Annotated in this window: 1 protein-coding gene; it reads left to right on the top strand. The window is 67.8% G+C overall.

Features of this window, described 5'->3' with window-relative positions; translation table 11 throughout:
* A partial coding sequence (gene mobF, locus AC4PR2_RS28625) for a MobF family relaxase (RefSeq protein ID WP_492176015.1) occupies positions 1-1,821 on the top strand: 1,821 nt, incomplete at both ends.

The following is a 1,821-nucleotide window of genomic DNA, read 5'->3' on the forward strand; positions in this document are numbered from 1 at the left end:
AAGTTTGCCTCGACGCGCACCATGACGGACGGCGTCAGCGCGCTTGAGCAGACCGGCAACCTGGTGGTGGCGACGTTCCTGCACGACACCTCGCGCAACCTCGACCCGCAGCTGCATACCCACGCCATCGTGGCCAACGCCACACTGGCGGCCGGCGGCTGGAAAACGCTCTCCAGTGATACCAGGGCCGGCAGTGGCTTTAACAACATCCTCTGGAAGGAGCAGGTGAGTATCGGCGCGATGTACCGCGGGTTTATGCGCGGCGAACTTGACGCTGCCGGCTACCTGCTGCGTGACGCCGGCCCGCACGGCATGTATGAAGTTGACGGGGTACCGACCGAACCCTTCTCGTCACGGCGCCGGGACATTCTCGCCGCGGTGGGGATGGATGCCGGCAGCCGGGAGAAAACCCGGGCGGCGCTCGATACCCGCAAGGCAAAGGATTTTACCAGCATGGATGACGTACGCGACTACTGGCGGCAGAAGCTGAAGGATGAGCTCGGCTTTGATTACGCGGCTTTTAAAACGGGCGTTGACGCGCGGGCAGAGGGTAAAGAGGTGGAGCCGGCGCCGCAGACCGCCGCGGCCGCGCTGCTGGCGGCCCGCACGCAGCGTCAGGCGGCGCAGGACGATGCCATGACACCGGTGCAGGCCGTGGAGCAGGCGATAGCCGTCGTGTCCAAAAGCGCGGTTCGCTTTGGTATTGACGCAGTGCTGACCGCGGCGCTGGGTCGCCTGCCGATGCGCGAAGGGGTGTATGGCGCCGTGCGCGCGGAAATCGAGACCGCGGTGGCGCGCGGCGCGCTGCTGGCAGTGGACGGTGCGCAAACGCTGTTTACGTCGGCGGCACACGTGCGGGACGAGCAGCGATTGTCTCAGCTTGCCGCCCGGCTGGCCGCGGGGCGGGCGGATACGCCTGCGCCTGCGCAGGCGACCGGCATCGTCGCGCAGTGGGCGCAGGCAGGCAGGGGGCTGACGCTCATCGATGCGCGCGGCGGCCAGGCGTTTCAGTCCGACCTGCTGGCGCGCTTTGGTGAGGCGGCGGCGCAGGCCGGGCGCGAGAGCGTGGTGGTGGTGGCGAGCCGGGCAGCCCGGTCGCGCCTGAAGGGGGCGGACGTGGGCACGGTGATGACGGTGGAGGAGGTCGCCGAGCGCGGCCTGCCCGCGTCTTCGCAGGTATTGCTGCCCGAGTCGGAGCAGCTGAGCGTGCCGCAGCTCCATCAGGTGCTTCAGGCGGTTGACCGCAGTCAGGGGGTGGCCATCGTGCTGGATACGCATGCGCGGCGTGCAACCGGGTTCGGCGCCGAGGTGCTGCGCGCCGCCGGCGTCACGCAGCTCAAAACCGCCGAGCGCCAGGAAAATGCCACGGTGACGCTGGTGCAAAAGGATACGGTGGATGACCGCCTGCAGGTTGCCGCCCGGCACGTGGCGAAGCAGGCGGCTGCCGGGCTGGCAGTGGTGGCGCAGGCGGGCAATGCCCGCACGCGCGCCCAATTAACGCAGGCCATTCGGACCGCGCTGGGTGAGGAAGGTGTGCTCGGCGCCACGCTCAGGACGGTTGATACGCTCTCGCCCGTGTGGCTGGACGCCGGCACGCGGCAAAACCGCAGCACCTACAAGGTGGGAATGGTGCTGGAGCGGGTAGAGGGCAAGCAGGTTCTTGAGCGCATGACGGTGGTGGGCTCAAGCAAGGAGACCCACAAATTGTCGGTCGAGGACGCAAACGGGAACCGAAGGGGGCTTTCGATAAGCGCCATCGACAGCAGTTACCGCCTCTGGCAGAAGGCATCACTGACGCTGCAGGAAGGTGAGCGGGTCAGG

It is taken from the genome of Serratia sp. A07, from assembly GCF_058725505.1.